The sequence below is a fragment of the Streptomyces sp. NPDC058534 genome, from assembly GCF_042717365.1.
Classification (GTDB): Bacteria; Actinomycetota; Actinomycetes; order Streptomycetales; family Streptomycetaceae; genus Streptomyces.
The window spans coordinates 1-8,701 of sequence record NZ_JBHXNW010000146.1 but is presented as its reverse complement, the minus strand read 5'-3'; the positions used below and the strand labels follow the sequence as shown (position 1 = coordinate 8,701).

The 8,701-nt window shown below is 68.3% G+C and carries 1 protein-coding gene; it reads left to right on the top strand.

The genetic code is table 11. The features are described 5' to 3' along the window. Nucleotides 1-8,701: amino acid adenylation domain-containing protein (locus ACFWR9_RS41935; RefSeq protein WP_383852722.1), on the top strand; the 8,701-nt coding region annotated here is incomplete at both ends.

Genomic DNA, 8,701 nt, shown 5'->3' with positions numbered 1-8,701 from the left:
TGACGTTGTGTGCGACGCAGTGGGTGGTGGGGGATGTGGGGTTGGTGCCGGGGGTGTTGCCGATTGGCCGGCCGTTGGAGAACACGCGGGTGTATGTGCTGGATCGGTTCTTGGAGCCGGTGCCGCCGGGTGTTGCGGGGGAGTTGTATGTGGCGGGGGCGGGTGTGGCGCGGGGGTATCAGGGGCGGCCTGGGTTGACGGGGGAGCGGTTCGTGGCGTGTCCGTTCGGTGGTGTGGGTGAGCGGATGTATCGGACGGGGGATCTGGCTCGGTGGACTGCGGACGGGCAGTTGGTGTTCGTGGGCCGGGCGGATGATCAGGTGAAGGTGCGTGGCTTCCGGGTGGAGCCGGGTGAGGTGGAGGCGGTTCTGGCGGCGCATCCCGGGGTGGGCCAGGCGGTCGTGGTCGCACGCGAGGTTGGCCTCGGTGACAAGCGACTGACCGCGTATGTGGTCGCCGCTAACGGGGCCGGTGCGGATGATGACGACGACTTTGCCGGGCAGGTGCGTGCCTTTGCCGACGGACGGCTGCCTGACTACATGGTGCCTTCCGCGGTGATGGTGCTGGATGAGTTGCCGCTGTCGGTGAACGGCAAGGTGGATCGAGCGGCGTTGCCCGATCCGGAGTACGGGACGGTCGATGGCGGGCGGGGGCCGACGACTGCGGTCGAGGAGATCCTGTGTGGTGTGTTCGCGGACCTGTTGGGGCTGACGCGGGTTGGCGTGGAGGACGACTTCTTCGATTTGGGTGGGCATTCGTTGTTGGCGATGCGGTTGGTGTCGCGGGTGCGGTTGGTGTTCGGGGTTGAGGTGGGCGTGCGTGCGTTGTTCGAGGCTCCGACACCGGCGGGGTTCGCGGTGCGGATTGCGGGTGCGGGTGTGGCGCGAGTGGGGTTGGTGCCCTGGGAGCGGCCTGAGCGGGTGCCGTTGTCGTTTGCTCAGCGGCGGTTGTGGTTCCTGGCGCAGTTGGAGGGGCCGAGCGCGACGTACAACATGCCGGTGGGGCTGCGGTTGGAGGGCGAGCTGGATGTTGCTGCGCTGGGGGCGGCGCTGAATGACGTTGTGGGTCGGCATGAGGTGCTGCGGACGGTGTTCCCGGTGGTGGATGGGGAGCCGTATCAGGAGGTGTTGGCGGCTTCAGAGGTGGGTGATGTGTTGCGGGTTGTGCGGGCTGCCGAGGGTGAGGTGGCGGGTGTGGTGGCGGAGGAGACCGGGCGTGGGTTCGATCTCGGGGTTGAGGTGCCGTTGCGGGCGTTGTTGGTTGAGGTCGGGGTGGGTGTGCATGTGTTGGTGGTGGTGGTGCATCACGTTGCGGGGGATGGGTGGTCGATGGGGCCGTTGGCGCGGGACATCTCGGTGGCGTATGCGGCGCGGTGTGTGGGTGAGGTCCCGGCGTGGGAGCCGTTGCCGGTGCAGTATGCGGACTACGCGCTGTGGCAGCGGGAGTTGTTGGGTGATGAGGGTGATCCGGGGAGTGTGCTGGCCGGGCAGGTGGGTTTCTGGCGGGATGCGTTGGCCGGGGCTCCGCAGGAGCTGGTGTTGCCGGGTGACCGGCCGAGGCCGGCGGTGGCCTCCCATCGGGGTCATACGGCGTCGGTTGTGATCCCGGCGGAGGTGCATGCGCGGTTGGTGGCGCTGGCGCGGGAGCAGGGCGTGACACTGTTCATGGTGGTGCAGGCCGCACTGGCGGTGCTGCTGTCCCGGCTCGGTGCGGGAGAGGACATTCCTGTCGGTACGGCGGTGGCCGGCCGCACCGACCAGGCCCTCGATGACCTGGTGGGGTTCTTCGTCAACACGCTGGTGCTGCGTACGGATGTGTCGGGGGATCCGACGTTCAGCGAGTTGTTGGAGCGGGTGCGGGAGACAAGCCTGGCGGCGCTGGAGCATCAGGAGGTGCCGTTCGAGCGCCTGGTGGAGGTGCTGGCACCGGACCGGTCGCTGGCACGGCATCCGCTGTTCCAGGTCATGCTCACTCTCCAGAATCAAGGCCAGGCCAGGCTGGACCTGCCCGGTCTGCGGGTGGCGCCGGTAACCGGTGGGTTGGGCGTGGCGAAGTTTGATCTTGATGTGTCGTTGGGTGAGACGGTTGCTGGGGAGGGTCGTCCTGGGGGGTTGCGGGGGTCGGTTACCGGGGCGGCGGATCTGTTCGACGCGGGGACCGTGGACGCGGTCGCTGAGCGGTTGGTGAAGGTCCTGACGCTGGTGGCCGCAGACTCGCAGGCTCGGGTGGGGCAGGTCCAGGTGCTGTCGGAGGCGGAACGACACCAGGTGGTGGCGGGGTGGAATGACACCACTGAGCCGGTGCCGGATGTGACGTGGGTGGAGTTGTTCGCGGATCGGGTGGTGCGGGATCCGAGCGCGGTGGCGGTGGTGTGTGGGGAGGTGGAGTTGTCGTATGGGGAGTTGGATGAGAGGACGTCGCGGTTGGCAGGTGTGTTGAGGGCGCGTGGGGTGGGGTTGGAGTCGGTGGTGGGGGTGATGTTTGAGCGGTCGGTGGATGCGGTGGTGGCGCTGTTGGGGGTGTGGAAGGCAGGGGGCGCTTATCTGTTCATCAACCCCTCTTATCCGGAAGAGCGCGTGGCGTTGCTGGTGGCGGAGGCCGGGCCCGTGTGCATGGTCACGGTCAGCAGCCTGACCGCTGGGTTGTCTGGTGCTCTGACGGTGCCGGTGGTGGCGGTGGACGACCCGGCGGTAGTCACGGAGCTGGCCGAGGTGGAGCCGACGGGCGTGCCGGTGCCGACTGAGCCCCGGGCGGCGGCGTACGTGATGTTCACGTCTGGATCGACGGGACGGCCGAAGGGTGTGGTGGTGACCCAACGGGATCTGGCTGAGCTGGTGGTGGATCAGTGCTGGGGAGAACCGGGGCGCATGTTGGGGCACGGCCCGTATGAGTTCGATGCGTCGGTGCTTGAGACATGGGTGACGCTGGCTACTGGTGGAGCGGTGGTTCTGGCCCCGGCGGGCAAGTTGGACGCTGGTGTGTTGCGGTCGTTGGTGGCGGAGTACGGGCTCGACCGTGTGCATGTGACCGCGGGATTGCTGCGGATGCTGGTGGAGGAGGACCCGGGATGCTTCGCCGGGGTGGGCGAGGTGCTGACAGGTGGGGACGTGGTTCCGTCGGCAGCGGTGGCGGCGGTACTGGAGGCTGCTCCAGGAGCTGCGGTGCGGCAGGTGTACGGGCCGACCGAAATCACGCTGTGTGCGACCCAAATCCTGGTTGGGGATGCCGATGCGGTCCCGTCGGTGCTGCCGATCGGCCGGCCGATGGACAACACGCGCATCTACCTGCTCGACGCTGGTCTGTCGCCGGTTCTGCCGGGGGTGGCGGGGGAGCTGTATGTGGCCGGGACCGGGCTGGCGCGTGGGTATCACGGGCGGCCGGACCTGACCGGGGAGCGGTTCGTAGCGTGCCCGCTTGGTGCGCCGGGGGAGCGGATGTACCGGACGGGGGATCTGGCCCGGTGGACCAAGGACGGGCAGTTGGTGTTCATCGGCCGGGCGGACAACCAGGTCAAGGTGCGTGGCTTCCGGATCGAGCCGGGTGAGGTCGAGGCGGTGTTGGCTGCCCATCCGAGTGTGGCTCAGGCGGTGGTGATCGCCCGAGAGGACACGTCCGGCGACAAGCGGTTGACAGCATATGTGGTCCCCAGGAGCGGCAACGGTGTGCGTGACGACGACCTGTCTGCGCGGTTGCGTGCGTACGTGAGCGAGCGGCTGCCGGATCACCTGGTGCCGTCCGCGGTGGTGGTACTGGACGGGTTGCCGTTCTCGGTGAACGGAAAGGTGGACCGGGCGGCCCTGCCGGCGCCGGAGTACACGGGGGCCGGTGGCGGGCGAGCACCGGCTTCGGTGGCTGAAGAGCTGATGTGTGGCGTATTCGCGGACGTCCTCACTCTTGAGCGAGTGGGGGTGGAGGACAGCTTCTTCGATTTGGGTGGGCATTCGTTGTTGGCGATGCGGTTGGTGTCGCGGGTGCGGTTGGTGTTCGGGGTCGAGGTGGGTGTGCGTGCGTTGTTCGAGGCGTCGACGCCGGCGGGGTTGGCTGCGCGGATTGCGGGTGCGGGTGTGGCGCGGGTGAGCTTGACGCCTTGGGAGCGGCCTGAACGGGTGCCGTTGTCGTTTGCTCAGCGGCGGTTGTGGTTCCTGGCGCAGTTGGAGGGGCCGAGCGCGACGTACAACATGCCGGTGGGGCTGCGGTTGGAGGGCGAGCTGGATGTTGCTGCGTTGCGGGCGGCGCTGAATGACGTTGTGGGTCGGCATGAGGTGCTGCGGACGGTGTTCCCGGTGGTGGACGGGGAGCCCTATCAGGAGGTGTTGGCGACTTCAGAGGTGGGTGAGGTGCTCCGCGTTGTGCGGGCTGCCGAGGGTGAGGTGGCGGGTCTGGTCGCGGAGGAGACCGGGCGCGGGTTCGATCTCGGGGTTGAGGTGCCGTTGCGGGCGTTGTTGGTTGAGGTTGGTGCGGATGTGCATCTGTTGGTGGTGGTGGTGCATCACGTTGCGGGGGATGGGTGGTCGATGGGGCCGCTGGCGCGGGACATCTCGGTGGCGTATGCGGCGCGGTGTGCGGGTGAGGCCCCGGCGTGGGAGCCGTTGCCGGTGCAGTACGCGGATTACGCGCTGTGGCAGCGGGAGCTGCTGGGTGATGAGGGTGATCGAGGCAGTGTGCTGGCCGGGCAGGTCAGTTTCTGGCGCGATGCGCTGGCGGGGGCACCGCAGGAGCTGGCACTGCCGGGCGACCGGCCGCGGCCGGCGGTGGCCTCACATCGTGGTCACACGGTGAGGGTGGAGGTTCCGGCGGAGGTGCATGCGCGGTTGGTGGCGCTGGCGCGGGAGCAGGGCGTGACCCTGTTCATGGTGGTGCAGGCCGCGCTGGCGGTGCTGCTGTCCCGGCTCGGTGCGGGCGAGGACGTTCCCGTCGGTACGGCGGTGGCTGGCCGTACCGACCAGGCCCTCGACGACCTGGTCGGGTTCTTCGTCAACACCCTGGTGCTCCGCACCGATGTGTCGGGTGACCCGACCTTCGGCGAGCTGCTGGAGCGGGTGAGGGAGACAAGCCTGGCGGCGCTGGAGCATCAGGAGGTGCCGTTCGAACGGTTGGTGGAGGTGCTGGCGCCGGACCGGTCGCTGGCGCGGCACCCGCTGTTCCAGGTCATGCTGGCAGTACAGAATCTGGGTCAGGCGAAGCTTGACCTGCCTGGGCTGCGGGTGGCGCCGGCGTCTGTCGGACAGGGGGCAGCCAAGTTCGATCTTGATGTGTCGTTGGGTGAGGTGGTTGGTGGTGAGGGTGGTCCTGGGGGGTTGCGGGGGTCGGTGACGGGGTCGGTGGATCTGTTTGATGCGGGGACGGTGGAGCGGGTCGGTCGGTGGTTGGTGAGGGTCCTGTCGGTTGTGGTTGAGGATCCGCAGGTGCGGGTGGGGCAGGTTGAGGTGTTGTCGGAGGCGGAACGGCATCAGGTGGTGGCGGGGTGGAATGCCACCGTCGAGCCGGTTCCTGATGTCACGTGGGTGGAGTTGTTCGCGGAGCAGGTGGTGCGGGATCCGGGTGCGGTGGCGGTGGTGTGTGGGGATGAGCGGTTGTCGTATGGGGAGTTGGATGAGCGGGCGGGTCGGTTGGCGGGTGTGTTGGTGGGTCGGGGTGTGGGGCCGGAGTCTGTGGTGGGGGTGGTGTTGGAGCGGTCGGTTGATGTGGTGGTGGCGTTGTTGGGGGTGTGGAAGGCGGGGGGTGCGTATGTGTTTGTTGATCCGTCGTATCCGGTGGAGCGGGTGGGTGTGGTGCTGGCGGAGGCGGAGCCGGTGTGTGTGGTGACCGTCGGGGCTCTGGCCGGGGGGTTGCCGGATGGTCTGGGTGTGCCGGTGGTGTGTCTGGATGATGCGGGGGTGGCTTCCGCGGCAGTGGCGCGTCCTGTGCTCGGTGGGCCGGGTGTGGCGGCGTATGTGATGTTCACGTCGGGGTCGTCGGGTGTGCCGAAGGGCGTGGTGGTGTCTCAGGGTGCGGTGGTGGGTTTGGTGGCGGCTTTGGGTCCGGTGCTGGGTGCTGGGCCTGGTGTTGGTGTGTTGCAGTTTGCGTCTTTCGGGTTTGACGGTTCGGTGCTGGATGTCGCGGTGACGTTGGCGTCGGGTGGCCGCCTCGTCGTGGCGTCGGAGGCCGAGCGGGCGGATGTGGGGTTGTTGGCTGACTTGGTGGTGCGGGAGGGGGTGGGGGTGGCGAGTGTGGTGCCGTCTCTCCTGAGCGTGGTGGACCCGGCGGGGATGCCCCAGCTGGAGCAGGTCCTTGTGGGCGGGGAACTCCTTTCGGCCGAGGTGGCGCGGGTGTGGGCGGATGGCCGGGTGTTGGTGAACACGTATGGGCCGACGGAGGCGACGGTGATGGTCACCGCCGGGCAGGTGTTTGGGGGTGGGGTGGGTGTGCCTCCGGTGGGTGGGCCGGTGCCGAATGCGCGGGTGTATGTGCTGGACCGGTTCCTGGAGCCGGTGCCGCCTGGGGTGGCGGGCGAGCTGTATGTCGCTGGCGTGCAGCTGGCCCGTGGCTATCACCAGCGTCCGGGGCTGACCGGGGAACGCTTTGTGGCGTGCCCGTTCGGTGGTGCGGGTGAGCGGATGTACCGGACCGGTGACCTGGCGCGGTGGACGGTGGACGGGCAACTGGCATTCGTCGGCCGGGCGGATGATCAGGTCAAGGTCCGTGGCTTCCGGGTCGAGCCAGCCGAAGTCGAGGCCGTCCTGGCCGCACATCCCGGGGTGGGCCAGGCGGCTGTCGTCGCCCGTGAGGACGTGCCGGGTGACAAGCGCCTGGTCGCCTACATCGTGCCCGAGGGCGACGGCCCGATGGATGGTGACCTGCGGAGCTTTGTGGCTGAGCGGTTGCCGGACTACATGGTGCCCTCTGCCGTCGTGGTGCTAGACGAGCTGCCCTTGTCGGTGAACGGCAAGATGGACCGGGCAGCGCTCCCCGCGCCGGGGTATTCGTCTGGCGGTGGGCGGGGTCCGGCTACGGTGGCTGAGGAGCTGGTGTGTCAGGTGTTCGCGGATGTCCTGGGCGTTGAACGAGTTGGGGTGGAGGACAACTTCTTCGAGCTGGGTGGGCATTCGTTGTTGGCGGTGTCGTTGGTGCAGCGGTTGCGTGAGCGTGGGCTCGGGGTGTCGGTGCGGGTGTTGTTCGAGGCGCCGACGCCGGTGGCGCTGGCAGCTGCGGGTGGTGGTGGGGGTGTGGTGGAGGTGCCGGCGAACGGGATTCCTGAGCAGGGTGTGGAGGTGATTACGCCGGAGATGCTGCCGCTGGTGGAGCTGACGGCCGCGCAGATCGACTTGCTCTGCGAGTCGGTCGACGGTGGGGCGGCGAACGTCGCCGACGTGTATCCGCTGGCACCCTTGCAGGAAGGCATCCTGTTCCACCACCTGCTGGCCGGGGTCGGCGAGGCGGACGTCTACTTGGTGCCGATGGTGCTGGGCTTCGACAGCCGTGAGCGGCTGGACGGGTTCCTGGCAGCGTTGCAGCGGGTGGTGGACCGGCACGAAATTTACCGGACCGGGCTCGTGTGGGAGGGACTGCCGGAGCCGTTGCAGGTGGTCCGGAGGCGTGCGGTCATTCCGGTCACCGAGGTGTCGTTGTCAGACGGCGGAGATGCGAAGGCTGAGCTGCTGGCGCTAGCCGGTCGATGGATGGACCTGCGGCAGGCACCGTTGCTGCGGGTGCACGTGGCGCCTGAGCCGGGGAGGCCGGGTCGGTGGGTGGCGTTGGTGCAGGTCCATCACCTGTTGCAGGACCATACGGCGCTTGAGGTGGTGCTGGGCGAGGTCGGGGCGTTCATGGCCGGGCGCGGGGACGAGTTGCCGGTGCCGCTGCCGTTCCGTGACTTTGTGGCCCAGGCCCGGCTGGGGGTCTCGCGTGCGGAGCACGAGGAGTACTTCTCAGGTCTGTTGGGTGATGTGACGGAGCCGACGCTGCCGTTCGGCCTGGCTGATACCCATGGGGACGGGTCGACGGTGAAGTCGGCGCGGTTGAGGGTGGACGACTCCGTGGCGGGGCGCATCCGGGAGCAGGCTCGTCGTCTGGGGGTGAGTCCGGCGACGTTGTTCCATGTGGCGTATGGGCGGGTGGTGGTGGGTCTGGCGGGTCGGTCGGATGTGGTGTTCGGGACGGTGTTGCTGGGCCGGATGAATTCTGGGCGGGGTGCGGATCGGGTGCCGGGTCCGTTCATGAACACGTTGCCGGTGCGGGTGGATGTGGCGGGTCTTGATGTGGTGGGTGCGGTGCGGGCGATGCAGGCGCAGTTGGCCGGCCTGCTGGTGCACGAGCACGCCCCGCTCGCCGTGGCGCAGAAGGGCAGTGCGGTACCGGCTTCGGCTCCGTTGTTTACGTCTTTGCTGAACTACCGTCATGGCAGTCTGCCCCGCCGGGGCGGCGGGGGTGGCGGGAGGAATGGTGGTCTTGCCGGGGTGGCGATGTTGTCGAGCGAGGACCGGACGAATTATCCGTTGTCGGTGTCGGTGGATGATCTGGGGTCCGCGTTCGGCGTGACGGCTGATGTGGTGGCGCCGGGGGATCCGGAGCTGGTGTGTGCGCTGCTGCAGAACGCGGCCGAAAGCCTGGTCGACGCGCTGGAGAGCGCGCCGGAGACACCTCTGGGTGAGGTCGCAGTGGTGTCACCGCTCGTTCGCGAGCGGATGATCGTGGAGTGGAATGGCTCGCCTGTGGTGGGGTT